The organism is Bradyrhizobium sp. UFLA05-112, assembly GCF_053572325.1.
This window is the reverse complement of record NZ_JBANBK010000044.1, coordinates 26256-51752: the sequence shown is the minus strand read 5'-3', so window position 1 is coordinate 51752 and position 25497 is coordinate 26256. Positions and strand designations below refer to the sequence as shown.

The window sequence follows — 25497 nt, the reverse complement described above, 5'->3', positions numbered from 1 at the left end:
AATCGGAATTGAGTGGGAGAGGGCCGATTTGACATAGGTCAATAGAACGAAGCCCTTCGCCGTTACCGGACTGGGATTGGGCATCGACGCGACAAGCGGCGCCGCTCCTGTCCGGCTGCAAGCCATTGGCCCGGCGCGCTTTTGACTTGGATCAACCGCCGCGCCCCGTAGCCAGTGTCTAAGTCATTGCTCGACGCACCTTCGGCTGAAGAGGTGTGACCAATCGTGAAGCTGCTGTTGGTTGGGACGGGTGGCCGATTGGAGAAAAAGCGATGCGTTCTATTTTGGCCTTAGCCCTTTTGGTCACCCTGTGTGGCTCTGCGAACGCAGCTACGGCGCATCCCGCACACCGGCGGCACGCTATTGTTCGTCCCAATCAGGGCATGATCTACGCGCCATCTGGGCCGCCGATCCAATACCGGGCCGCACCGTACAATAATTTCAATGAGCCGTATTACGGAGCTTCCCAAGGTTACGCGCCTGGCGAGAAAGAACGATTTCTCGAAAGTGTGAGACGAAACCTTTAGAGCATGATCCGGAAAACTGTGAGGCGGTCTTCCCTCGCGACAAACGCGGAACGCGTTTGTCGCGAGGGAACATGCTCAAGCAACGACCTGAAGCGCGATGACGATTCATCCTGATCTCATCGCGCTGCAGAGGATAAGCGCGATTCCGCCCCTGAGCACCGTGACTTCCACCCTCAGTCGCCGCCGAGAGTGACCGGTCCCTCCACGGGGATCTCGGCCCTGAGGACGGCTGCCAGCGACGTCGCGGTCTTGCTGGGCCGCTCGAGCGCGAAGCGGCGAATGGTGGCATTGCTGCTGGACGACAACGGGCTGACCAGGAGGTCTGCCCCGTCCGTCGTGCTCGTCGTGGCAACGCTCACGCCGCGGGCGCTTTCGCCGAAGGGGACGAAGGAGGCCATCTCGGTAAAGCCGGCATGAGGATGCGCAGCGGCGCTGTGAAGATACATCGAAGGCCCGCCATCGAGCGCCGAGCCGCTGGAGAAGATCTTGACCACCCCACCGTCACGCTGGCCGACGACGATGCGTTCGGCGCCGCCGAGCGTGCCGGCGAGCCAGCCGGTGGCGAGCGAGACGCCACCCCGATAGGCGCCGCCGAAAGGTGAGAATTCCGTCGTCGCCACCGGCTGCCCGGTGCCGGCGGAGCCATGGTGATGATCGCCGGACGCGTGACCGATCGGCTCGAGCAGCGGAAACACGAAGACCTTCACGGTGGAAGGAGCGCCTGGTCCGGGCGCCGTGACGATGCTCTGGCGGCCAGTGGTGAAATCGACGAATCCCGCGCCGAGGACCACACCGGATTGATCCCCCGGATAGGGGCTGAAGGACGAGAACACGCTCGGCGCGGTGCCGAGGACCGGCAGCGCGGAGCTGAAGACCCTGACCTCGCTCTTGTCGCCGGGCCCGGAGCCGACGATGATGTTGTCGCCGGTGGTGATGCCGTCGATCTTCGCGACCGCCACACTCACGCCGTTGCGTGCGTTGGCGCCAAACGCGTTGAAGCGCGCAAGCTGTGTTGCGAAGGGGGCAGCGCCATTCTTCGCTGCGCCGGAGAACACGGCGATCTCCGACGCGTGGCCGGCACCGGCCCCGACGACCAGATCGTAGATGCCGTCGTCGTCGACGTCGCCCATCGCCACGCTCAGAGTGCCTTCGAATGCGGGAAACGGCGTGACTGTCGCGAGCAGTCTGTCGCCGTCCAGAATCCTGACCGTGGCCGGACGACCGTGGCTGCCCGGAATCGCCACCGCATAGGACGATACGGCCGGGATGACATTGACCAGCGCCATGAGACCGTTGTCCTCGTGATTGAGGCGATGACAGTGCATGACGAAGAGGCCGGCATAGTCCTTGAAGCGGGTCCTGATCGACAGCGTGCCGGGCTGGATCACGGACTCCTCCGGCCCGAGATTGGGGACCGGCACATTGGCATTGTCGATGCCCTGCTTCACGGATCCGACCTTCAGCCCCGTGGTGGGGTCGGAGATGCCAGTGATCTGGAAATCGTTCACATGCACGTGGATGGGATGCTCGTCATTGTTCTCGTTGCGAAACACCCATTCTTCCATCGAATTCAGGCGGGGCTGGATCAGGGGGACGTTTGGAAACGCGCCGCTGTCGAAAGCATAGATGAAGGTCTTGGGATCATGCGTGCTCGCGAGGTCGTTGAGAAAACCGCCATTGATCAGAATATGGCGCGTTAAGTCGGGCGTGACCGTGGAGAGATCTTCGAATGGCGTGAAGGCGCCGAGTGGCTGGCCTTCGGTGAAGGCCGTGGTCTCTCCTTTGTCCCCTTCGGTCATGGCCCGCGCCAGGACCTGTGTCGGGAACAGAAAGAACCCGTCATAATAGCTCACCGCAGACGGCAGCACGCTGAGTGTGCCGAGCACCGCAGGCGGATTTTCGGTGCCGTTGCTGGTGTAGAGGATGCCCGGCGCATTTTCTGCTCGCGCACCGGCACCCCGCTCCGGCATTTCCAGAATCAGGTCACCGCGATCCGGCATCGTGACCGCAATCGCGAAGCGCGATGCCGGCGGTATGACGAGGCGGGTTCCGTTCTCTTCGACGGGATAGCGGACTGCAGGGCTGGGATTGCCATCTTGCCCCACGATGGCGATCTTCGGATGGTGCCCGGTCGCCGTCTCTGTGAGGCGCACGCTCATATAGGCCATGTCGCTCACATTCGCGAGAACCCAGATCTCGGTCTGTCCCGGCTTGCTCCGCAGCGTTGGCTGGAATTGGCCGTTCACCGTGAACTGGACATCGCGGAGATGGTCGGGAAGCGACGGATCGGCCGGCACGTCATCCGCCCGCCCGCTGCTGGCCGTAAATGTCTGGAGATTGTTCGGGATGAACTGGAAGCGCCCGCGCATATTCTGGATCGAGAGCGGGCCTGCATACCATACGGTGGCGAAGCGGGAGCCGGGCGCCGCTGCGGTGAAATTCACCGGCGCGAGAATCGGGCGATAGGTCCCGTTCGCCAGCGCTCCCGGCGCGGGGGGGGTGAGGGTGCTGACGAATTGCGGCCAGTTGGGATTGTTGAGCTGCGGCTTCGGCCCCCGGCGATCAAACACGAAGTTGTATTGAAGCATCATGTTGCGGACCGGGATCCCCTTCTGCGTCACGATCGGAAGATTGCCGTCGGTCCGTCCGATCGCAAGCAGGCCGGCAAGCCCCGCGTAGACGTGCGCCGTCGTTAGCGTGTGGAGATGCGGATGGTACCAATAGGCTCCTTGCGGCTGGTTGGTGGGGATGTCGTACACATAGGTACTCGACGTGCCGACCGGCATGTGGATGAGGACGTTGTCGGCATTCCCCTTCGGGCTGACGTGCAGCCCATGGGTGTGGAGATTGATCGGCGAGACCTCGAGCTGCTCGGGATAGGTCGGTACTTCGCCGCCGGCCAGCGTGTATCGCGGGTCGTAGAAGTCGCGGATCGTGAGTCCAGACAGCGCGTTCTCGAGATGGATGACGAGGCGCTCGCCGGGGAAGACCTGCAGCGTCGGTGCCGGATAGAGGCCCTTTGCAGCGGTGACGCCGTTTGACGCCTTGCCGCGGACCAGGCGATAGCCGAACAGGAGAGCGTCCCTGACCGGGGCCGCTGCGGTGTCGAGCGCGATCTCGCCCTGCTGCGCGGTGAGCGTGACTTCGAGCACGCCGTTCTCGCTGGATAGGGTGACGGGTTCCTTGTAGGCAGGTGACGAATAGCTGGCGGTTTGCGAGAGCGCCGTGCCGACGCCGAAAGCCATGATCGAGATAGTGGCCAGGATCGCCCGAGCGACCCTGCGAAAGGCACAATGCATCCGATTCCCCTGATATTCCCCTGCCCGTAGCGAGGTACCATAGATTCGTTGGTTTCGTCGTACCGATGTTGACGATGTCGGTGGGCGCCCGATACGGCAGACCGGGTTGGCCTTTGTTGATGGGATTCTCTTTTGGGGGCGCGATGGGCCGATGCGCGTCACGCGCGTCTAGCTCAAAAGGCCAGGCAACGGACGAAGCGCATTACGGTGACGGTGCTCGACTCAATGCCCGTCAGAACTGACAGCCCCGTGGAACGGGTGCAACAACGCTAGCTCGAAAAAATCAGGCAGGTCGTCGTGCCATGCGCGAGCAATCGGCCCTTGGTATCGGTTACACGGCCCTCTGCCGTCCCGACACGACGGCCGCAATTCAGGACACTGCCCTCGGCCCTGATCTGGCCGGTCTCCAGCGTGATGGCTCGGACAAGCGAGATCTTGAACTCGAGCGTCGTGCTGCCAACGCCTCGTTCGAGCATCGACTGGATGGCGAGGCCCATGCAGCTATCGAGGAGCGTCGCCGTGAGACCACCATGCACCGTCCCCCATGGATTGAGGTGCGCGGCCGTTGGATCGAGCGTGATAGCGACCCGACCGCTCTCGGCCTCCACCACGTCGTAGCCCAAGGTCTGCGCGATCGTGTTCAGCGGGAGCGCCCCGCTGGCAAGGCCCTTGACGAACTCCAGCCCGTTCATCTCCTTTTGTCGCTCGGGACAGACCGTCCCGTAGGTCCTGGCGGCCATGTTTACCTTCGGTTCTCTCGGCAATGACTCTGCCATCCAACCGCAAGGTGCCAGCGAGCGCCACCCGAAACCTGACATCCTGGCCGCGCCGGCTTTTTCGGCTCCAGATGTGGCCCTTGCCCACTCGCGCTTGTGAAGGACGTGTTGAAGCCACGCACACCATCCTCATGCTATTGCTGCTCCCCGCACCCCAGCGGAGACGCCCCCATGCTCCCCATTCCCGCCGACATCTTCACCGAGCCCGATGATGTTTCTCCCGATGCACTCGCCAATCTTGGCCCGCTTCGCCGCCTCGCCGGTGTCTGGCAGGCCAACAAGGGTGTCGATATCAACCCGAAGGCCGAGGGACCGGAGCGGCGGGTTTTCATCGAGCATATCCGGATGGACCCGATCGATCCGCAGGCCAACGGACCGCAGCTGTTTTATGGGCTGCGCTATCACATCCACATCAACACGCCCGAGGAGGACATCACCTTCCATGACCAGGTTGGCTACTGGTTGTGGGAGCCGGCGACCGGGCTGATCATGCAGACGCTGGCGATTCCGCGCGGCCAGGTGCTGCTCGCGTCGGGCAAGGCCGGGCCGGACGACAAGAAGATCTCTGTCACGGCCAAGCGCGGCGAGACGACGTACGGGATCTGCTCGACCGACTTCTTGGAACAAGCCTTCCGCACCGACAGTTACCGCTGCGACATCACCTTCAACGACGATGGAAGCTGGACCTATCTGATCCAGACCGAGCTTTTCGTGCGAGGTGCGCCGTTCAATCATCACGACGCCAACACACTCAAGCTGGTCGCGCCGCCAAGGCTCAATCCGCTGGCGGTGATCCTGAATGATCGCGCCAAGGATGGCGCCAAGGATGGTGCCAGGGATCGTGCCAAGGATCGCCTCGAGGGTGGCGGACCGGCGGCCTGAGAAGAAAGCAGGGAGAATTGCATGAAGCCCTACGTCATCTGCCTGATGGCCTCGAGCGTCGATGGCCGCACCCATCACAGCCGCTGGCGTCCGAAGGGCGCAGGCGCGGACTGGTTCGAGAAGATACATGACGAGCTCGGCGGCGATGCCTGGTTGATCGGCCGCGTCACCGGCTCGGAGTTCGCCAAGGGCAAGCCCTATCCCACGACGAGCGCGACATTCCCGCGTGAAAACTGGTTTGCGCGGCGCGACGCGAAAGCTTACGGCGTGGTGCTCGATGCGCACGGCAAGATCGGCTGGGGCCGCTCGGACATTGGCGGCGATCCGATCGTCGTGGTGCTGACCGAGCGCGTATCGGATGCGCATCTGGCCGGTCTCCGCGGCGAGGGCGTGTCCTACGTCTTCGCCGGCAAGTCGGAGATCGATCTTTCGCTCACGCTCGAAGTTCTCAATCGCGAGCTTGGCGTGAAGCGGCTGCTGCTGGAGGGCGGCGGCGCGGCCAACGGCGCATTCTTGCGCGCGGGGCTGATCGATGAGCTGAACCTGATCCTCTGTCCGGCCGTGGACGGTGCCAGTGGTGCGCCGATCGTGTTCGACTCGGGCGAAGCCGAGAGCGAGCAGCGTGCGCCCGTCACCGCGATGACACTCGAGAGCACGCGGCCGCTCGGCGGCGGCGTGCTGCTGCTGCGTTATCTCCTCCAGAACGATCCGAAAGCCGCGGGCCAGTAAAGCAGGGCATGTCGGACAAGTCGGAGCAGATCGTGATCGTCGGTGCCGGTGCGGCCGGTCTGATGGCGGCGCGCGAGATCGCCCGTGCCGGCCGGCGCGTGACGATCCTGGAAGCGCGCGCGAGGTGTGGCGGGCGGATCCATCCGCTTCCTGCCGCGGAGTTTGGATACGACGCGGCCGGCGGCGCCGAGTTCGTCCATGGCGAAGGGCCGGTCACGCGGGCTTTGCTTGCCGAGGCGGGGCTTTCGCTCGAGGCGATCGAAGGGACGCAATGGAGCTTTGAAGGCGGAAAATTCTCGCGCGAAGCGCGCCACGATCCGCACGAGGCCGAGCTTCACCAGGTGGTCAGGGAATTGAAGGACGACCTGACCGTCTCCGAATTTCTGCGTCGCTATTTTGCCGATGCCCAATACGAGTCGTTGCGGCAGTCCGTCGAGCGGATGGTCGAAGGTTACGACGCCGCCGATCCCGCGCGTGCCAGCACGCTGGCGCTGCGCGACGAATGGATGGATGGCGGGCGGCATATGCAGGCGCGTCCCGTCGGCGGCTATGGCCCTCTTATCGATTTTCTCGAGGCCGAGTGCCGCACCCATGGCGTCGCCATCCACTTTGACTCCGCCGTGTCAGCAATCGAGGAGTGCGATGGCGGCGTGGTCGTTCGTTGCGGCAGCGGCGAGGTACATCATGGCGATGTTGCGGTCCTTACCGTGCCGTTGCCTCTGCTCAGGGAGATCGCGCTGCCGAGCGCTACCCGAGAGAGAGTTGCGGCGGCCGCGGATATCGGCTTCGGCAACGTCATCAAAATCCTGCTGCGATTCGAGCGGCGCTGGTGGCTCGAGCGGCAGGCCGATCTTGCTGACCTGACCTTCCTGCTCTCGAATGAGAAAATCCCGGTATGGTGGACGCAGCATCCGGCCGAGCATCCCGTGCTCACCGGCTGGTTCGGAGGTCCGCAGACGAAAGGCCTTGCGGGGCTCGCCGAGCCGGAGCTGATCCAGGCTGGTCTTGCGTCGCTTGCCGGCATCTTCGGCCTGTCACCGGGCGATCTCGCGAAAGAGCTCGTCGCGGCGCGGGCGATCAACTGGGCGCACGATCCCTTCGCGCGCGGCGCCTATTCCTGGGCCACGCCGCAAACGCGCGTGGCGCAATCGATCCTCTCAAGCGCGGATGGCACGCCCGTCTATTTTTCCGGTGAAGCCCTCTACCGCGGCCGTGACATGGGCACGGTCGAGGCGGCGCTGGCGAGCGGACGGGAGACGGCCGGGGTTATCCTGCGGGGCGTGTCAGGTAAGACCAAAGCGATGAGATGAAGTGCAGGCGCCGCAGCTTGGTTAACTCTCCCCGCAGGGGGCTGTCCGCGGTTGCCGTTCAAGCTAGGCTGTGCGCACCGATTCCAGGAAATTACCGACCTCGAGCTTCAGACGGCTGGAGTCGCGGGCCAGTAGCTGGGCGGCTGACAGCACCTGCGATGAAGCCGAGTCGGTCTGGCTCGCGCCGTCGCGCACGTCGGCGATATTTGTGGATACCTGCTCGGTGCCGAGCGCCGCCTGCTGGACGTTGCGAGCAATTTCCTGCGTAGCCGCGCCTTGCTCTTCGACGGCGGCGGCGATCGCCGAGGAGATTTCCGACAATTGCGCGATGGTGTCGCTGATCTCCCCAATGGCGCCGACCGACTCCTTCGTCGCCGTCTGGACGCCCAGGATCTGCTGGTGGATTTCCTCGGTCGCTTTCGCGGTTTGCTGCGCCAGCGCCTTCACCTCCGCCGCGACCACCGCGAAGCCGCGGCCGGCTTCGCCAGCGCGCGCGGCTTCAATGGTCGCGTTCAGCGCCAGGAGATTGGTCTGGCTCGCGATCGAGTTGATCAACTCGACCACATCGCCGATCCGGTTTGCCGCAAGCAACAACTCTCCGACGCGCTTGTTGGTGTTGTGTGCCTGCTCGACCGCTTCACTCGCCCTGCGCGCGGATTCCTGAACCTGGCGGCTTATCTCGGTGACCGACGAGGTGAGCTCTTCGGTGGCGGTGGCCACCGAGTTCACGTTGACGGAAGCTTCATCGGAGGCCGCCGCGACCGCAGTGGTGAGCTTCTGCGAGCGGTTGGCCGTCGCCGTCAGCGTGCCGGCGGAAGCCTCGAGCTCGGTCGCCGCGGACGACACCGTGCTGACGATCTCACCGATCACGGCCTCGAAATCGCGGGTGATGGCGTCGGCCCGCCGGCCGCGCTCGATCTGCGCCTCGGCCTCGCGTGCAGCCGCTTCATCCGCGAGTTTCTTCGCGATCAGCGCGTCCTTGAAGATCTGCAGCGCGTTGGCCATGGTGCCGATCTCGTCCTTGCGATGTCCGTCCGGGATTTCGACGCTGAGCTCCCGGTCGGCAAGCCGCAGCGTCGCCCCGGTCAGCCGCGCCAGTGGCCGGATCACGTGGCGCATCGCTACGAAAACCACGGCGATCGAGGCGGCGAGCACGACGAACAGTGCCGCGAGAGCCCAGCTCAGCCGCATCTGCGCCTGAGCGATCGCAGCGTCATTGGCCTTGTGCGCAAAGTCCAAGGCGGCATCGCGCAGGCCCAGCACGCTGTTCAGGGTGCCGGCGATCCAGCCGGGCCACTCGGCTTCACTGGCCGGAGAGGGGCGGCCATCGCGCGCGGCCGCGGCGACCTCGCGAAACCGTGGCTCGCCTTCGGTCATGAGCTTGGCGCGCACCTGGTCGATCGAGCGAACGAGCTCCGGCGCGCTGCCGGCATTGCTGACGCCCTGCTCGATCTGCCGCCAGAGCAGCGCGACCTGACCGGTCAATTCGGTGACGTCGACGTTCTGGGCGGCAGACAAGGGCTGATTGCGGACGAAGAGGCCGAGGATCGCCGTGCGCGCACCATTGGTGGTGCGCATGGCCTGTGCGCTTTGCGCGAGCTGCGCCGACGGCAACAGGTTTTCTATGTCGCTGCCTGTGCGCGACAGGTTGATCAGGACTTCGCCGGTCGCGGCGGTGAGGGAGTCGACGGCGCGCGCAAGCCCATCCACGATCGCCGTCTGGCCGTTGGGTGGACGCTGCGCCTTGGCCGTGACCGCCGTCTGGCGCCCAGCACTGCGGGTCTGTTGCAAGGCAAGCTCGGCTGCCTCAATCGATGCGACCGGAAGATCCGCCGCGCCAACGGCCTTCTTGGCGGCGCTGATGGCAGCGTCGGTGCCGGCAACAACTTTGTCCAAGGCTGACAATTTTTCGGACGTCGCCGCCTCGGCCGTCGGGCCTGTAACCGCAAACCAAGCGGTACGCTCGGCCGGAATCAGGCTGTTGGCCTTCATCACCAGTTCGAATGCGGTAAGCGTACGCGCGGCCGCTTCTCGCTTGCGCAGATCGCGCCATCCATCCCAGGCGACCGAAACGGCGAAGGCCACGGCGAGGAGGCCCGTCATCAGGTTGCCAGCCAGGATTTTCCATCGCAGGCTGACCCCGTGCTTCGAGCGATTTGCGGATGAGTGCTCAGACGGCGAAGGAAGCTCTGACATCGGTCGGACCAAACTCATCGGCGCATTTCCACGATAGGCTCGGCCAGCGGCCGACTCTCGTCATTAGTCTACGTAAGTAATTGCAACTAAGACGTTAAGTGTGTCTGCGGCCGGAGTGTTCGGCTTGGTCAAACCGTGCGTCGAATGGCTGCTGCCAGAATCTGACACGGCTGCTGCTAAAAGGTGGACCTCTGTCGGAGGACCTTACATGAAACACTGGATCGCCGTCGCCTCGGCCCAGCACGTCCGGATCGGGCGTGCGCACGGCTTCATGCAGGTCTGCCACGGCAAGGGCGGACCCCTGCGGCGGATCTCGCCGGGCGATCACATCGCCTATTATTCGCCGACCGTAACCTTTGGCGGCAAGGATCGGCTCCAGGCCTTCACCGCGATCGGCGTGGTCAAGCCGGGCGTGCCCTACCAGGCTGATATGGGCGGTGGCTTCCATCCGTTCCGCCGCGACGTCACGTGGGGTGACGCCGCCGAGGTGCCGATCCGGCCGCTGCTTGAAAGCCTCGCCTTTGCGCGCGACAATCCGAACTGGGGCTACAAGCTGCGTCTCGGCCTGTTCGAGATTTCGGACGAGGACATGGAGTTGATCCGCCACGTGGCGACGTCAAGCCGGCCGCTGCTGCTGGTCTGAAAGCATCGATGCAGACTCCCCAACAAAAAAGCCCGCATCGCTGCGGGCTTTTCTTCTCACCAGCGATGGCCGCCATAATAGCCGTGGGGCCGGCCGTGGTAGCCATGCGGCCGCGGAGAATAGCCGTAGCTGCGATAATGCGGGCGATAGTAGCCGTGAGGCCGCCAATGATGATGGCGCGGGCCGTGCCAGTGACGATGCCGGCCCTGCGCGCTGATGTCGGTCGGTTGGCCGGCCTGCACATGCGCGGTTTTGGCCGTGCCCTTGCCGGCGGCGTTTGCCGCGGATGAGGTTGCGAGCGCCGCAGCAGCAACAGCTATCGCCACAAAGAAACTCTTCATTCCGTCATTCACTCCGATTGATGTGTGCGGAGATAACGGGATGGCTCGCTCGCGCGTTCCGGCGACAAAGTGCCGCCTTGCCCGACCTTGATCTGTGCTTTGCCGGCGCAGAATCGCCGCAAAGCTTGAAGTGCTGCGTCACACCATCTTCGACGTCGTTGCGAACTTGTGTCACGCGCGTACCACACTCTTGGTGTCATCGCCCGGCTTGACCGGGCGATCCAGTATTCCAGAAGCGGCGCAGGGATACGGATAAGGCGCGGCGTACTGGATGCCCCGCCTTCGCGGGGCATGACACTGGTTGTTGGTGAGTAGGTCACGCACCAGTCGATTCTTTCGCGGTTAACGCCTGAACGTGTTGGCCGCCCGGCGCGACAGATGCACAAGATTCACGTCAAGAGTTTTATCATGGAGCGCGCCGCCATCCTCTGCATTGCCTCGCTGTTCATCCTGCATGCGGGTGCGGCGGCTGCGAAGTCGATCACCTGTTCCTACCCGCAGGACCAGGAGCTGACGTTTGAGGTGCCGAAAAAGCAGGGCGGCCTGCCGCCGATCGACTTCGACTACCCGTCGAAAGTCACGCTGTTCAGCTTCCGCGACGACAATCTCCTGGTCGTCGCCATGGACGAGTCGGACAAGAGCCGGGTGCGGGTGGTGATCTCGGCGCAGCGCGACAAGGCCAGGGGCATCTATGCCGGGCAGATCGTGACCGACCTCGGCGGCAACCAGCTCATGCTCGACAACGGCCCCGTCACCTGCAAGGTGCAGGGGTAAACGCCGGCATTGCCGAGGATCAAGGTCGCGCCGACTGGCCGGGATCGCTGTCGATCTCTACATTGGCGACGGCACTGCGGGATGATTCTATGGCAGACCTCACCGTTCACACTCAAGATCGCCCGCGCGCGCTGGCGGAGGTGATGACGTTGCCGCAGCTGTTGCGCTGGCGCGTTGCGCTGACGCCGGGCCGCGAAGCCTATCGGCAGTACGATGTGACGGCCGGACGCTGGGCGAGCTATTCCTGGCAGCAGATCGATGCCGAGATCGAGCGTTGGCGCCGGGCCCTCGCCGCCGAAGGATTTGCCGCCGGCGAGCGGGTTGCGATCCTGGTGCCCAACGGCATCGCGCATATCGCAATGGACCAGGCCGCGTTGTCGCGTGGTCTCGCGCCGGTGCCGATGCATGCCGTCGACAACCCCGACAGTATCGCCTACATCCTCGCCGATTCCGGCGCGCGCCTGCTGTTCGTGGATACGCTGGAGCGCTGGCAGGCGATCGTCTCGACCGGGCAGCCGGTTCCGGATCTCGGGCGCGTGGTTTGCGCGAGTATCTCGGAGGCAGCGCCGACTGACGCCCGCGTCGTCGCGCTTGATCGCTGGCTCTCTTCGAACGCTGGCGGTCCCGCGATTGTCGACGTGGTCGTCCAAGCGGACGATCTCGCCGCCATTGTCTACACCTCGGGTACCACCGGACGGCCGAAGGGGGTGATGCTGTCGCACGACAACGTCGTTGCGAATGTGAAGGCGATCGCGCAGCGCATCGCCGCCGAGCCGGACGATGTCTTTCTCTCTTTCCTGCCGCTCTCGCACACGTTCGAGCGCACCGGCGGTTACTACTATCCGATCGCGGCGGGCGCCTGCGTCGCCTATGCGCGTTCGGTGCCGCAGCTCTCGCAGGACTTGAAGCATGTGCAGCCCACGGTGCTGATCTCGGTGCCGCGAATCTATGAGCGCATTTTTGCGCTGATCATGCAGCATCGCGAAGCGGCCGGCCGCGTCGAGCGTGCGCTGCTCGATCTCGCGCTCGCCGTCGGCGGCCGGTGCTTTGACGCGCGGCAGAGCAGGCGCGCGCTTTCGCTGTTTGACCGCCTGTCCTGGCCGATCCTGAAGCGCCTGGTCGCCGACAAGGTATTGGCGCAGTTCGGCGGCCGTCTGCGCGTCGCCGTCTCGGGCGGCGCGCCGATCGCGGAACCGGTCATCCGTCTCTTCCTCTCTCTTGGGCTCGACGTCCTGCAAGGTTATGGCATGACCGAGACCTCGCCGGTCGTCTCCGTCAACACCGCCGACGACAACGACCCGCGCTCGGTCGGCCATGTCCTCGACGGCATCGAGGTCAAGCTCGGCGAGAAGGACGAATTGCTCGTCCGCGGCCCGAGCGTGATGCTGGGCTATTGGCACAGGGAGGAGGAGACGCGCCGCGTCAAGGAGGCCGACGGCTGGCTGCACACCGGCGACCAGGCGCGCATCGAGCACGGCCGCATCACCATCACCGGGCGCATCAAGGACATTCTCGTCACCTCCACCGGAGAGAAGATCGCGCCGGTCGATCTCGAAACCGCGATCCTCGCCGATCCGCTGTTCGAGCAGGCCTTCGTGGTTGGCGAGCAGCGGCCGTTCCTCACTGCGCTGGTGGTGCTCAACGCCAAGGCGTGGGAGCAGGAGCAACGGAGGCTCGCTGGGCTCGGCAAGCAGGGCGAGGGCGGGGAGCGCGCTGCTCTGCTCGCACGGATCGCCACGGCCGTGAAGGACTATCCGGCCTATGCGACGCCGCGTGCGGTGTCGTGGTCGCTGGAGCCGTGGACGATCGCAGCGGGGTTGCTGACGCCGACGCTGAAGAACAAGCGCCCCGCGCTGGAGCATCGCTTCGCCGCGGAGATCGAGCAGATCTATGCAAAGAGGCCGTCGGCGGCGCCGCGGCCGAAATGATCTTCACCTGCCGGCAAGCCCGAAGAGGTGAACCGGGCGGCCGGCGCGCTTACTTGAACGGATCCTGGATCGACGGTGCGGATTGCCGGACGCGGCGCACGCTCACCGGCGTGCCGTCGGAGACGAACAGCAGCTCATACCTGCGGCCCTCATTGTCCGTCGCGGTACAGGTGATGTTCGAGACCTGCTTTGCCGCGAAATTGCCGGTCTGGCGGCAGACGCCGGTGGAGGTCTGCTCGGCCGGCACCGGCAGGCCGTCGACCCTGGGCCGATCCTTGGAATTGAGCAGCATGCGGTCGATCGGCAGCTCGTAGGAATTGTCGTCGGCGCGCTTGCCGTTCTCGCCCGAGAATGAGACGACGTGGTTTTCGTCGGCGGGGTCGTCGACCGCGACAGCGAAATTGACCCGGCCCTTGTCACCATGGGCGTAGGCCACCGTCTTGCAGGCGAACTCGCGACCCGCGATGCGCAAGGTCTTGCACTGTCCCGACATCAGCGCCAATAGGTCGATGAAGGAGTTTTGCGGCTCGGCCCGGTTGTCGACCCTGATGGGAACGGAAGACCCGGCAAAACAAGGAGTTGCGAGAGCGATCAGGCTCGCGGCCAGAACCGGTCGGAAGCAGCGCATCATGGGACTCGCATGGCGCGTGGTGGAAACGGAAAAGTTCCGTGCATCAAACATCGAACCACCAATTGGTTGCGATCCCGTTTGTTGTGCAATGCACATGCCCGTCTGCAATACCACCGTGCCACCCGCCGGCGATTTGCGAAAACCGCCTCAACCCCGTCCCCCGTGCGCACTTGCCGTCAGGGTCATGTTTTTTTCGTGGCAAGCTTGTCGCCGTCACCGCCCTCCGGCAGTCTTTCCGGAAATCTACGGGGAGGCTTCGCATGGCCAAGGTCATCCCGAGCCGGGTCGCCGGCCGGATCGAAGGCGATTTCGTCGTGTTTCTGATCGGCATGCGTGTCAACAAGCCGTGGGCGCTCCACAAATGGCTGCCGGTCGCGCTCGCCATGCCCAGGATGATCAAGGAGCTGGAGAAGGCCTCAAAGGAGGTCGGCTTCCTCGGCCATACCGAGCTCGGCCTTCTCAATATGGTGCAGTATTGGCGGAGCTTTGATCATCTGGAGCGCTACGCCAGGGCGCACGACGCGCAACACTGGCCGGCCTGGGTCGATTTCAACCGGCGCCTGAAGGACAGCCGCGGCGACGTCGGCATCTGGCACGAGACCTACAGGGTCCACGCCGGCGACTATGAGGCAATTTACAGCGGCATGCCTCCGTTCGGCCTCGGCAAGGCCGGCGCCTCCGGTGCCATCACCGACGCCACCGACAGCGCACGGCAGCGGCTCGGCGCCGCCTGATCGGGGCATCTCACTGAAGTGCCGCCTGCCAGCGCGCATCGCGCAACGAGGGACGGCGGTGCAGCCGGGCATCGAGCATGGCGCGGGCGCGCCCGAGCTCGCCGCTGCGCATCAAGGCGACGACAAAAGTGTCCTCGATCAGCTCGCGCTGGGCATGGCTGCCGCCGATCCGCACGACCTGATTGAGAACCGGCGTGAGCTCGCGCACGCACCCCGCAAAATCCTCGTCGGCGAAGGCCGTCATCGCGCGGCAGATCGCGGGCACTACGGGGCCCGCAGGCAGCTTGCCGTCGGCCAACCGCTGCTCGATGACGGCAAGCCGCGTGGCGAGTGCTTCGCGATCCTGCGTGGCGGCCGCGAGCAGCGCCATGTGGACGTCGGCAAAGGGGATGCTCGATTTCGGAAACAGTTTTTGCGCGGTGGCGTCAGCCTCGGCCCAGAGCTCTTTGGGCACGGCGTGGCCATAGGCCGACAGGCGCCACAACAGCGAGGCGCCGTCGGTGATCACGTTGAGCGGCGGCGCCTGCGTCATCGACGGTTGCAGCACGTCGGCATAGATCGCGAGCGCGCGCGCCGCATGGCCGTGCTCGAGCGCGCCAAGCGCCTGGTGCCAGCGGATATGGCCGTGCAGGATTCCGGAACGGTCATAGCCGCTGATCCATTCGTCGACGAGACGGTCCGCCTCGTCGATCGAGCCGTCCTCGAACATCGCATGCAGCACGGCGTGGGCGCCGTGCGCGTTCTCGCGCTTCAGACTAAAGCCCCGCTCGGTGATGGTGCGGCCGCGCACGACGTCGCCGTTCTCGGTGATCGCCCAGCCGTAGAGCGTGAGGAACCACCAGTCCTCGCCATAGTGATGCGCGACGCTTGCGCAGAGATCCTGCCGCGCGCGGTCATGGTCGGCCATTCCGGAAAAGGCGAACAGGCCGAATGCGCCGAGCGGCAGCGCCAGCACCACCGCATCGCGCGGCCAGGCCTCGACATGCTTCAAGGTCGCGGCCAGCGCTTCGGGCATCCGCCCTTCGGCCGCGAGCGCCAGCGCCTCGACATGCGAGCGTTCGCGCGCCGTGCCGCGCTTTGCCACCAGCTCCCGCGCGAGGCCCGCTTTTGTCCGGGCGAGCTCGCCCTGCTGATAGAAGGAATGCACGCGGGCGCGCGCGATGTACGCGAGCGCGAAATCAGGATCAGATACGATCGCGCGCTCCAGCGCCTCCGCAGTGCCGGTCCAGCCCGCGAGCATGAGGTCGACGCCCTCGCGATAGGCGCTCGCCGCCGCATCGGATGAGGTGGAGATCGGAAGCCCGTAGCGGTCCTGGTGCGCCATGGTTACTCCCGTCACGCTGTCCGCGCACGGCGGCCTTCGATCGGGTAGGCCGGGTCGTTATAGCCCGGGGTCGAGGGATGGCCCGACGTCACCAGAGCGTCGATCAACGCTTCGTCCTCCGCGGTGAAGCGATAGTCGAGCGCGCGGATGTAGTCGTCCCACTGCGCCTCGGTGCGGGGGCCGGCGATGACAGAGGTGACGAAGGCGGAGTTGAGCACCCAGGCGACCGCGAACTGGCCCGCGGTGATGCCCTTCTTCTCCGCATGTTGCTTGATCTCCTGAGCGAGCTTGAGCGACTCGGGGCGCCACTCGGTCTGCATCATGCGGGTGTCGTTGCGGCCCGCGCGCGTCTCCTTGTCGGGCGACGCATCCGGGCTGTACTTGCCGGTGAGCACGCCGCGCGCCAGCGGGCTGTAGGGCACGATGCCGAGGCCGTAATGGCCGCAGGCCGGGAAGTGCTCGACCTCCGGCATGCGGTTCATCGCGTTATAGTAGGGCTGGCTCACCACGGGCCGGTCGATGCCGAGCCGGTCGCAGATGTTGCAGATCTCGGCGACGCGCCAGGCGCGATAGTTCGAGACGCCGAAATAGCGCACCTTGCCGACGCGGATCAGGTCGCCGATGGCGCGCACCGTCTCCTCCAGCGGCGTCGCGTGGTCTTCCTTGTGCAGATAGTAGATGTCGATGAAATCGGTGCCGAGGCGCTTCAGGCTTTCATCGGCCGCCTGCAACACCCAGCGCCGCGACAGCCCGCTGCGATTGGGATCATCGCCCATGGGATTGGCAAGCTTTGTGGCGAGCACCCAGGCGTGACGGTTGTTGGCGATTGCGCGACCGACCACCTCTTCCGAGCCGCCCTTGGAATACGCGTCCGCCGTGTCGATGAAGTTGATGCCGGCCTCGCGCGCCTTCGCGATGATTTTTGCAGAATCCGCTTCATTCGTGGGACCGCCGAACATCATCGTGCCGAGGCAGATCGGCGAAACCTTCAGGCCACTGCGGCCGAGCTGGCGGTATTGCATGGGTTCTTCCTCAACGCTTGTGTGGGCACCAGCATAACGATCTCGCTCCGTCATTGCGAGCGCAGCGAAGCAATCCAGATATTCGCTCGCGGAAAGACTCTGGATTGCTTCGCTGAGCTTGCAGTGACGAGCTTGGGGTACGCGTTTGCCATCCTCGCAGGTGTCATCGCCCGCCTTGTGCGCAACTGCGCACTGGAGCGGGCGATCCAGCATTCCAGAGCCGGCGGAGGGATGCGGAGAGGCCGCGGCGTACTGGATTCCCCGCTTTCGCGGGGAATGAAAGCGGAGTGCTTGGCACCTACTCCGGCCCCTTCAGGATCTTGAACACGCCATTCGCCATCACGATGCAGCGGTCGTCGACGGTGACGTCGGTGTTCATGAAAATCAGGCTGCGGGTCGAGCGCACCACGCGCGGGCGCGAGATCAGGATGTCGCCGATCTTGCCGGCCTCGACGAAATGGGTGTCGAGCTGCACCGTCGCCATGTACTGCCTCCCGGTGACGTAGCGCGCGGTCATGCCGCAGGTGCGGTCGGCGAAGGTCATCGTCACGCCCCCCTGCACCATGCCGCGGCGGTTGTGATGCTTGTCCTGCGTGATCAGCGCGTATTCATGTTGGCCGTCGAGCTGGCGCTCCCACAGGGGACCGATGAGGTGCATGAAACCGGTGGTTTCGACAACGGTCCAGCCGTCGTGCTTGAGTCTGGCGGCGGCCTTGTCGATCATGTTCGGGTCCGTCTGTCAAAGCAGAGCATCTGCATCTCATTTCATCAAGCGCGCTCCTGGTGTAGTCAAGCATCATGAGACCATTCGACGATGCCACACGGCGCAATATCGCTGGCGCTTGCGCGAGGTTTGCGCGTCTGCCCGACAATGGCGACCCGCTGGGGTTGAAGCGCGCCGCGGTTGCCATTGCGCTTGCCGCGGCAGGCGAGGGGCGCGACACGGCGCTGCTGCTGACCTTGCGTGCATCGAACCTGCGCGCTCATCGCGGGCAATGGGCCTTGCCCGGCGGGCGTTGCGATGCCGGTGAAACACCGGTCGAGGCGGCGCTGCGCGAGCTCGACGAGGAGCTCGGATTGAGGCTCGCGGCGGATACGGTGCTCGGCCTCCTGGACGACTACCCGACCCGCTCCGGCTATCTGATCACGCCTGTGGTGGTGTGGGCCGCCGGCAGCGGGAGACTCGTGCCGAACCCGCAGGAGGTCGCCTCCGTACATCGCATCGCCCTTGACACGATCGAGCGCGAGGACGCCTTCGACTTCGTCGCCATCCCCGAAAGCACGCGGCGCGTGATCCGCTTCCACCACGAAGACAGCCTGATCCACGCTCCGACTGCAGCCCTGATCTATCAGTTCCGCGAGGTGCTGGCGGGGCGCGTAACCCGCGTTGCCGAGCTGGAACAGCCGGTGTTCGCCTGGAAATGACCTTAGAAGTAAACGGCGTTTTAACCTGACAGTCACGCGGTGGTTGCTACAAGGGCACCATGCATCACCGACCGATTCGACGCGCCCTGACGCTTGCACCGTTCGCGCTCGCCCTGCTCGCACCGCCCGCGCCCGCGCGCGACTCCTCCGCGCTGCCGCCGGCCGTCAGCAATGCGATGGCGCAGGCGTCGCCCCAGGCCATCCTCGAATATCGTCGTCGCCTCCAGGAATACCAGGAGGCGCGCGCCGCTTTCGACGCAGAGGCCGGCGCCTATTGGGGCGCGATCTCCGAAAAACGTCGCACCCGCAACGCCAAGCGGCGTGGCGGTCAGCAGATCACGCTCGACGATTACGTGCTGGAGCAGCCCCCGCTCTATACCGGGCCGAAGCGGCCGGTGAATCCTGAACCCACCGAGGAGCCGGAGCCGCGCCCGCGCAAGCCGATCCCCGTCGTCGCGGATCTGTTGCGGGCCGCGCAGGATCTCTACCAGTTTACGCCGCAGCGGCCGACGACCGAGGTCGAGTTCAAGCGCGCCTACGCCCGCTATGCGCTCGCGTTCGGATTGACGCGCGAGCAGGCGGTGCGGGTCTATTCGTTCGAGACCGGCGGCACCGGCAATCACGACGTGCAAGCGGGAATTGAACATGGCGGCAAGCGGGCGATCTCGACCGCGATCGGCTACAATCAGCTCTTGACCACCAACAGCGTCGAGCTGCTCGCCGAACAGGGCCATGAGTTGGTCCGCGCGCTCTCCGAGAAGACGGCGCAGGCCGCGGGACCCGCGCGCAAGGCGCTGGAGCACAAGCTCGCTGTGTTGAAGAAGATGGTGGCGCAGGCGAAGTCGGTGCCGGACACCTGGTCGGAGCATGAGAAGATCGGCGACACCGCGCAGGGCTGGGCGATGCACGCGATGGTGCTGGATATCGACGTCGGGCCGATGCTCCAGACCCACAAGCTGCTCACCTCCGTGCTGTTCGCGCGCGCCAAGGGCTATACCCGCTCGCTCACCGCCGCCGAGCTCGAGATGATGAATCTCACCGGCGACGGCACAGGTCTCGACATGGTGACGATGCCGCAGGCCATGCGCGAGCAGGTGCCGACCTCGAACTTCTTCCAGCGTGGCGGCTACGAGCGCAACCCGGTCGCGATCCGGCACAACACGGTGGCGAAGCTGTTGGCGGTGACGGACGCGCGGATGGATTCGAACAGCAACAATACCGGTGCGAGGGAGCTGGCGGGGGCGTTTTAGAAGGTGGCTGCTGGTCAGGAGCTCAAAACGATCGTGCTCGAGAGCAGCCTGGCCCGATCAGACCGACAGAACGCCTCTCAATCCACCAGGATCACCCGGATGTCGTTCACGTTCGTCAGTGTCGGCCCGGGCAGCAGCAGGTCGCCGGTCGCGGCAAAGAATGCCGTCGCGTCGTTGTTGTCGAGATAGGCCTGCGGCTCCAGCGCCAGCGTCTTCATCTTCGCAAACGTCGCCGCGTCGATCAATGCGCCGGCGGGGTCGGTGGGGTTGCCGGCGCCGCCATCGGCTCCGTCAGTGTCGCCGGCGAGCGCGGCGATGTGGGGCGTGTCCTTCAGGAGGCCGGCGAGCGCCAGCGCATATTCCTGGTTGGGGCCGCCGCGGCCATTGCCGCGCACGGTCACCGTAAGCTCGCCGCCGGAGAGAATGGCGGTGCGTTTGCCGGCGGCGCGCGCGCTCAGGACAAGCTTGGCGTGTTCGGCGGCAACCTCGCGCGCCTCGCCTTCGAGATCGGCGCCGAGATCGATCACCTCATAGCCCGCGTCCTTCGCGAGCTTGACGGCGGCGTCGAGCGATTGCTTGGGCCGCGCGATCAGTTCGAAATGCGCGCGCGCAAACGCGGCATCGCCGGGCTTGCGGCTCTCATTGCCGGGATCATCGAGCGCGCGGCGCACGGCCTCGTCGAGCTCGAGCTTGTATTTTGCGACGATCGCGCGCGCATCGGCCAGCGTGGTCGGATCGGGCACCGTGGGGCCGGAGGCGATCGCGGAGGGATCGTCATGCGGCACGTCGGAGATCGCGAGCGTGACGATCTCAGCGGCATTCTTGCCAGCGCGCGCCAGCCGCCCGCCCTTGATGCGCGACAGATGTTTGCGCACGACATTCATTTCGCCGATCGGCGCGCCCGAGCGGAGCAGCGCCTTGTTGACCGCCTGCTTTTGCGCAAAGCTGATGCCGTCCACCGGCGCGATCCAGTTCGCCGAGCCGCCACCGGTGAGCAGCACCAGCAGCAGATCATCGGGGCCGGCCTCGCCTGCGAGCGCGAGCGAGTCGGCGGCGCCCTTCAGGCCGGCTTCGTCCGGCACGGGATGGCCGGCCTCGACCACGCGGATGCGCCGCGTCGGCACGCCGTAGCCGTGGCGGGTGGTGGCGATGCCGACCAGTCGCTCCGGATCGAGCTTGAGCCTGTCGAGATAGTGCCGCTCGGCGGCCGCGGCCATGGCGCCGGCGCCCTTGCCGGCGGCGAGGCAGATCACGCGGCCCTTCGGCGCGGGGCGCAGATGCGGCGCCAGCACCACGTCGGGGTGGGCGGCGGCGACGGCGGCGTCATAGAGGGCGCGGAGCAGGGGGCGTCGGTCGGTCATGGCGATGCTTTCGTCAAGGAGAGGCGGTTGCCGGCGACCTCGCCAGAGTTCGCCGCCTCTTGCCTAGCGCATCGCCGCGCGAAGCGTAAGCGGGCTTGCTCATCATTCGATTATGCAATTGCGTGATGATAGTCGAAAGGCAATGAAAAGCCCCCCGCGACGGCCTCGCGAGGGGCGTTCTCATACCTCGAACCTGCCGGACGGCTAGCCGCCGACGTCGGCGCTGATCACGTCGCCGAACAGCTCCCACTTCTCGCCCTTGAACTTCTCGAGCTGGAGCTGGCTGATCGGCGCGAAGTCGGTCGCCGAGGTGTTGATCTGGATCCCGGGCAGCAGCACCTCGGTCCGGAAGTCTTTCAGGCTCGCCGCCTGCTTCATGATGTTCTCGCGCGTGAGATCGTCGCCGCACTGCTTCAGCGCCTGCACCAGGGTCTGCGCCACGCCGTAGCCGGTGATGGTGCCGTGATCGAGCTTGTCGCCTTCCGGGAAATACTTCGTCATGAAGGCGAGGAATTCCTTCATGCCGGCGTCGTTGGCCCACGTCGGATCGGACACGTCCTTCAGATAGTCGGCGGAGATGATGTCCTGCGCGTTCTCGAAGCCGGCGGGCTTGAGCACGCTGCCGACGGAGGCGGAGACGTTGTTGAGGAAGTGCAGCGGCTTCCAGCCGATCTCGGCATTCTTCTTGATCGCTTGCGCGGCGAATTTCGGCGTCGTGATGTTCATGAAGACGTCGGCGCCGGTCGCCTTCAGCTTCACGATGTGGTTGTCGATCGTCGGCTCGGAGGTCTCATAGCTTTCCTCGGCAACGATCATGCTCGCCGCCTTCGCGCCGAGGCCGTCCTTCAGGCCCTTGAGATAGTCCTTGCCGTAGTCGTCGTTCTGGAACAGCACGGCGATCTTGGCGTCCGGCTTGTTCTTGAGCAGCCACTTCGCATAGATCTGCGTCTCGCTCTGGTAGTTGGGTTGCCAGCCCATGGTCCAGGGGAAGTCTTTCGGATCATTCCACTTGGTGGCGCCGGTGGCGACAAAGAGCTGCGGTACCTTCTTGGAGTTCATGTATTTCTGGATCGCCGAGTTCGGCGGCGTGCCCAGCGAGTTGAAGATGAAGAGCACCTCGTCGCTCTCGACCAGCTTGCGCGCCTGCTCCACCGTCTTCGGCGGCGAATAGGCGTCGTCATAGGAGATGAAGTTGATCTTGCGGCCGTTGATGCCGCCCTCATCGTTGATCTTCTTGAAATAGGCCGCCTCGGTACGGCCGATGATGCCGTAGGCGGACGCCGGGCCGCTGTAGGGCATGATGTTGCCGATCTTGATTTCGGTGTCGGTCGCGCCGGTATCGTATTTCTTCTGGGCTGATACAGTGGAGGTCGAGGCCGCGAACAGCGCAAGCGCGACTGACGCGGCAGCAAGTTTGCCAGTGACAGCGGGCATTCCAGTCTCCCTGATTTTTTTGGTGTGTGTGCGCCCTTTTTCTCTCGCGTTTTTTGGCGGCGCCGGGAACTGATTGAATACGATTTGCGATGCAGCATCAAGAAAAAGCCCCTGCAATGAGGTTGCAGGGGCTGCTTCTTTAGTAGTCATCAGTCGGCCGCCGGCCGGACCTTTAGCCGCCGACGTCGCTGCTGAGGACATTGCCGAGCAGTTCCCAGCTTTCGCCCTTGAAGCGCATGAGTTGCACTTGGGACAGCGGAGCAAAGTCGGTGGGGCTGGTGTTAACCTTGATGCCCGGCAGCAGGCGGCTCCGCGATCGCCTAATGGCTCAACTCGCTGGAGATCACGTCTCCGAACAGCTCCCACGACTTGCCTTTGAAGCGCATCATCTGGAGCTGCGCGATCGGCGCGAAATTGTCCGGCGAGGTGTTGATCGTGATCCCGGGAAGCAGCGTGTCCGGCGCGAAATCCTTCAAGCTCGCCGCCTGCCTCATGACGTTCTCGCGCGTGAGATCGTCGCCGCACATCTGAAGAACCTTCACCATCGTCTGCGCCGCGCCATAGCCGAACGCGACGGCGGCATCCAGCCTGTTCGCCTTCGGATCAAACTGCGCGAGGAAATCGTAGAACCTCTTCATCCCGTCGTCGGCGTTCCACTGCGGGTCGGAGCCGTCCTTGACATAGGTCGCCGAGAGGACGCCCTGCGACACCTCCAGGCCGGCTGGCTCGATCACACCGCCGACCGATGCCGAAACGTTGGAGATGATGTGCATCGGATGCCAGTTGATCTCGGCCGCCTTCTTGATCGCCTGGGCCGCGAATTTCGGCGTGGTGATGCTGATGAAGACGTCGGCGCCCGAGGCCTTCAGCTTCACGACGCGCTCGTCGATCGCGGGCTCGGAGGTGTCGTAGCCGTCCTCGATCACGATCATCGAGGCCTTCGGCCCGAGGCCGTCTTTCAAGCCCCTCAGATAGTCCTTGCCGAAATCGTCGTTCTGGTAGAGCACGGCGATCTTGGCTTCCGGCTTCTCCTTGATGATGTATTTGGCGTAGATGCGCGCTTCGCTGGCGTAGCTCGGCTGCCAGCCCATGGTCCATGGGTAGTTCTTCGGATCGTTCCATTTGGAGGCGCCGCTGGCCACGAACAATTGCGGCACGTTCTTCTCGTTCATGTATTTGCGGATGGCGCTGTTGGTGGAGGTGCCGAGCGATCCGAAGATCAAGAATACTTCGTCGCTTTCGACAAGCTTGCGGGCCTGCTCGAGCGTCTTCGGCGGCGAGTAGGCGTCGTCGTAGGAGATGAACTTGATCTTGCGGCCGTTGATGCCGCCTTCCGCATTGATCTTGTCGAAATAGGCCGCTTCGGTCTTGCCGATCACGCCATAGGCGGAAGCCGGACCGCTGTAGGGCATGATGTTGCCGATCTTGATCTCGGTGTCGGAGGCGCCGGTGTCGAATTTCTTTTGCGCCAGAGCGGTGCCGTTCGTTGCAGTGCACAAGACGAATACGGCCGACAAGGCCGCGAACTGAAGACGGACGGCAGTCATTTCTTCCCCACCCGGTTGGATCGGCGATGCATTGAACAAGATTGGCGTCGGCCGTCAACAAAAAGCCCCCGCGATTGCTCGCGGGGGCTCTTAGCCGATGGTTGCAGATCAAGTCTTTAGCGTCCGCGTATCATTCGGAAGGGACGTCGCCGCTGATGATCTCGCCGAAGAGTTCCCATTTCTCGCCCTTGAACCGCTGCATCTGCAACTGGCTGATCGGGGCGAAGTCGGCCGCGCTAGTGTTGATTTTCACGCCGGGCAGCAAGGTGTCAGGAACGAAGTCCTTCAGGCTTGCCGCCTGCTTCATGACGTTCGCGCGGGTTAGATCGTCGCCGCACATTTCCAGCACCTTTGCGAGCGTCTGCGCCGCGCCATAGCCATAGACGACGAAGCTGTCGTTCTTGTCGGTGCCCGGCATGTACTTGTCGACGAACTCCGACCACTTCTTCATGCCGGGGTCGTTGTTCCACTGCGGGTCGCCGGCGTCCTTGCCGTAAGTGGCAGACAGGATGTCTTGCGAGTTTTCAAGGCCGGCCGGCTTCATCACACCACCGACCGAGCTCGACACGTTGGTGACGATCTGGAGGGGTTTCCAGGAAAGCTCGGCCACCTTCTTGATGGCCTGGGCGGCGAATTTCGGCGTCGCGTAGATCACGAGCACGTCCGGATTGGCGGCCTTGATCTTGACGATATGGCCGTCGATCGACGGCTCGGACACCTCATAGCTCTCCTCCATGATGATGTTCGAGGCCTTGCCGCCGAACCCGTCCTTGGTGCCCTTGAGATAGTCCTTGCCGAAATCGTCGTTCTGATAGAGCACCGCGACCTTGGCGTCGGGTTTCTCCTTCAAGAGCCACTTCGCGTAGATCTGCGCTTCGCTCTGGTAGGAGGGCTGCCAGCCCATGGTCCAGGGGAAATTCCTCGGATCGTTCCACTTGGTGGCGCCGGTCGCGACGAACAGCTGCGGAATCTTCTTGGCGTTGAGATATTTCTGGATCGCGGTGTTGGAGGGCGTGCCGAGCGGGTTGAACACGGCCAGCACCTCGTCGCTCTCGACGAGCTTGCGGACCTGCTCGACCGCCTTCGGCGGCGAGTACGCGTCGTCATAGGTGACGAAGTTGACCTTGCGACCGTTGATGCCGCCCTTCTCGTTGATCATCTTGAAATAGGCTTCTTCGGTCTTGCCGATGACGCCGTAGGCGGAGGCCGGACCACTATACGGCATGATGTTGCCGATCTTGATCTCGGTGTCGGTCGCGCCGGTATCGTATTTCTTTTGGGCGAGTGCTGCGCCGGAGGTGATCGTTGCGACCGCCGTTACGACCACGGCGATTCCAAGTATTCTTCTAGACAGCAATTCAGTC

The 25497-nt window shown here is 64.4% G+C and carries 21 protein-coding genes; 9 read left to right on the top strand and 12 right to left on the bottom strand.

Annotated elements, in window-relative coordinates; genetic code table 11:
* Positions 1–700 precede the first annotated feature (700 nt).
* Positions 701–3826, bottom strand: coding sequence for a multicopper oxidase family protein (locus tag SO180_RS24265; RefSeq protein WP_449381356.1), 3126 nt, complete (start codon positions 3824–3826; stop codon positions 701–703).
* Between the two features lie 269 nt (positions 3827–4095).
* Positions 4096–4566 (bottom strand): PaaI family thioesterase, encoded by a 471-nt coding sequence (locus SO180_RS24260; protein ID WP_449381355.1) that lies wholly within the window; start codon positions 4564–4566, stop codon positions 4096–4098.
* Between the two features lie 207 nt (positions 4567–4773).
* Between SO180_RS24260 and SO180_RS24255 the strand changes: the two genes are divergently transcribed.
* From SO180_RS24255 to SO180_RS24245, 3 genes are read left to right on the top strand one after another with little or no spacing between them, the layout of a single operon-like run.
* Entirely contained in the window at positions 4774–5484 is a 711-nt protein-coding gene (locus SO180_RS24255; protein ID WP_449381354.1) for an FABP family protein, read from the top strand.
* Between the two features lie 21 nt (positions 5485–5505).
* Positions 5506–6213, top strand: coding sequence for a RibD family protein (locus tag SO180_RS24250; protein WP_449381353.1), 708 nt, complete (start codon positions 5506–5508; stop codon positions 6211–6213).
* Between the two features lie 8 nt (positions 6214–6221).
* On the top strand, positions 6222–7523 hold the full coding sequence (locus tag SO180_RS24245) for a flavin monoamine oxidase family protein (RefSeq protein ID WP_449381352.1): 1302 nt from the start codon (positions 6222–6224) through the stop codon (positions 7521–7523).
* Positions 7524–7586: 63 nt separating this feature from the next.
* Here SO180_RS24245 and SO180_RS24240 read toward each other — a convergent pair whose 3' ends face one another.
* Positions 7587–9626 (bottom strand): methyl-accepting chemotaxis protein, encoded by a 2040-nt coding sequence (locus SO180_RS24240; RefSeq protein ID WP_449381351.1) that lies wholly within the window; start codon positions 9624–9626, stop codon positions 7587–7589.
* A gap of 301 nt (positions 9627–9927) precedes the next feature.
* Between SO180_RS24240 and SO180_RS24235 the strand changes: the two genes are divergently transcribed.
* The gene (locus tag SO180_RS24235) at positions 9928–10362 is read left to right on the top strand and encodes an EVE domain-containing protein (protein WP_449381350.1); all 435 of its coding nucleotides are present in this window, start codon (positions 9928–9930) and stop codon (positions 10360–10362) included.
* A 56-nt stretch (positions 10363–10418) separates the two neighbouring features.
* On the opposite strand, the gene SO180_RS24230 is transcribed toward SO180_RS24235, so the two are convergent.
* Positions 10419–10703, bottom strand: coding sequence for a hypothetical protein (locus SO180_RS24230; RefSeq protein ID WP_449381349.1), 285 nt, complete (start codon positions 10701–10703; stop codon positions 10419–10421).
* Between the two features lie 378 nt (positions 10704–11081).
* On the opposite strand from SO180_RS24230, the gene SO180_RS24225 reads away from it, so the two are divergent.
* Both SO180_RS24225 and SO180_RS24220 read left to right on the top strand, forming a co-directional pair.
* Positions 11082–11477 carry a hypothetical protein gene (locus SO180_RS24225; RefSeq protein WP_449381348.1) on the top strand — a complete coding sequence of 132 codons (396 nt, stop codon included), beginning with the start codon at positions 11082–11084 and terminating at the stop codon, positions 11475–11477.
* An 89-nt stretch (positions 11478–11566) separates the two neighbouring features.
* The gene (locus tag SO180_RS24220; protein WP_449381347.1) at positions 11567–13405 is read left to right on the top strand and encodes an AMP-dependent synthetase/ligase; all 1839 of its coding nucleotides are present in this window, start codon (positions 11567–11569) and stop codon (positions 13403–13405) included.
* A 49-nt stretch (positions 13406–13454) separates the two neighbouring features.
* Here the strand turns inward: SO180_RS24220 and SO180_RS24215 are convergent, their stop codons facing one another.
* Positions 13455–14033 carry a hypothetical protein gene (locus SO180_RS24215; protein ID WP_449381378.1) on the bottom strand — a complete coding sequence of 193 codons (579 nt, stop codon included), beginning with the start codon at positions 14031–14033 and terminating at the stop codon, positions 13455–13457.
* Between the two features lie 263 nt (positions 14034–14296).
* On the opposite strand from SO180_RS24215, the gene SO180_RS24210 reads away from it, so the two are divergent.
* A complete protein-coding gene (locus SO180_RS24210; RefSeq protein ID WP_449381346.1) occupies positions 14297–14770 on the top strand; it encodes a DUF4188 domain-containing protein in 474 nt (157 codons plus the stop codon).
* Positions 14771–14780: 10 nt separating this feature from the next.
* On the opposite strand, the gene SO180_RS24205 is transcribed toward SO180_RS24210, so the two are convergent.
* The 3 genes from SO180_RS24205 to SO180_RS24195 form a co-directional block, all read right to left on the bottom strand.
* Positions 14781–16094, bottom strand: a complete 1314-nt coding sequence (locus SO180_RS24205; protein ID WP_449381345.1) for a tetratricopeptide repeat protein — start codon at positions 16092–16094, stop codon at positions 14781–14783.
* A gap of 11 nt (positions 16095–16105) precedes the next feature.
* Positions 16106–17116, bottom strand: coding sequence for an aldo/keto reductase (locus tag SO180_RS24200; RefSeq protein WP_449381344.1), 1011 nt, complete (start codon positions 17114–17116; stop codon positions 16106–16108).
* A 298-nt stretch (positions 17117–17414) separates the two neighbouring features.
* On the bottom strand, positions 17415–17840 hold the full coding sequence (locus SO180_RS24195; RefSeq protein WP_449381343.1) for a PaaI family thioesterase: 426 nt from the start codon (positions 17838–17840) through the stop codon (positions 17415–17417).
* Between the two features lie 74 nt (positions 17841–17914).
* Between SO180_RS24195 and SO180_RS24190 the strand changes: the two genes are divergently transcribed.
* Both SO180_RS24190 and SO180_RS24185 read left to right on the top strand, forming a co-directional pair.
* The gene (locus SO180_RS24190; RefSeq protein ID WP_449381342.1) at positions 17915–18541 is read left to right on the top strand and encodes an NUDIX hydrolase; all 627 of its coding nucleotides are present in this window, start codon (positions 17915–17917) and stop codon (positions 18539–18541) included.
* Positions 18542–18600: 59 nt separating this feature from the next.
* On the top strand, positions 18601–19791 hold the full coding sequence (locus tag SO180_RS24185; RefSeq protein WP_449381341.1) for a hypothetical protein: 1191 nt from the start codon (positions 18601–18603) through the stop codon (positions 19789–19791).
* A 77-nt stretch (positions 19792–19868) separates the two neighbouring features.
* On the opposite strand, the gene SO180_RS24180 is transcribed toward SO180_RS24185, so the two are convergent.
* From SO180_RS24180 to SO180_RS24165, 4 genes are all read right to left on the bottom strand, one after another.
* On the bottom strand, positions 19869–21152 hold the full coding sequence (locus tag SO180_RS24180) for a glycerate kinase type-2 family protein (protein WP_449381340.1): 1284 nt from the start codon (positions 21150–21152) through the stop codon (positions 19869–19871).
* 204 nt (positions 21153–21356) lie between these two features.
* The gene (locus SO180_RS24175) at positions 21357–22586 is read right to left on the bottom strand and encodes an ABC transporter substrate-binding protein (protein WP_449381339.1); all 1230 of its coding nucleotides are present in this window, start codon (positions 22584–22586) and stop codon (positions 21357–21359) included.
* Positions 22587–22906: 320 nt separating this feature from the next.
* Positions 22907–24133, bottom strand: a complete 1227-nt coding sequence (locus SO180_RS24170) for an ABC transporter substrate-binding protein (protein ID WP_449381338.1) — start codon at positions 24131–24133, stop codon at positions 22907–22909.
* 130 nt (positions 24134–24263) lie between these two features.
* Entirely contained in the window at positions 24264–25490 is a 1227-nt protein-coding gene (locus SO180_RS24165; protein WP_449381337.1) for an ABC transporter substrate-binding protein, read from the bottom strand.
* Positions 25491–25497: the final 7 nt, after the last annotated feature.